We start from the raw sequence: 402 nt of genomic DNA on the forward strand, positions 1-402 counted from the left end.
GCCGGCCCAGGCGGGCAGCGAAGACGTCGGCGCGCTGCTTGACTGGTGGCAGGCCCAGGCGCTGGACGTGTGCTTCCTGCCCACGCCCATTGCCGAATACGCGTTTGGCCGCAACCTGGGACACGATCAATTGCGCACCTTGCTGATTGGCGGCGACCGCCTGCGCAAACTGCCGGCCGATCTGCCTTTCGAACTGATCAACAACTACGGCCCCACGGAAACGACAGTGGTGGCCACCTCGGGGCGGATCGATGCCTCGCAAGCGGTGTTGCACATCGGCAAGCCGGTGGCCAACACCCAGGTCTATTTGCTCGATGCCCACCTGCAACCGGTTCCGGTCGGCGTGGCGGGTGAGTTGTACATTGGTGGCGCCGGGGTTGCACGGGGTTATTTGAACCGTGC

At 64.7% G+C, this 402-nt stretch carries 1 protein-coding gene; it reads left to right on the forward strand.

Translation table 11 applies throughout. From position 1 onward, the window contains the following. Positions 1 to 402: AMP-binding protein (locus J4E63_RS30695; RefSeq protein WP_207284221.1), on the forward strand; the 402-nt coding region annotated here is incomplete at both ends.

The organism is Pseudomonas sp. FW300-N2F2, from assembly GCF_017351655.1.
Lineage (GTDB): Bacteria > Pseudomonadota > Gammaproteobacteria > Pseudomonadales > Pseudomonadaceae > Aquipseudomonas > Aquipseudomonas fluorescens_AA.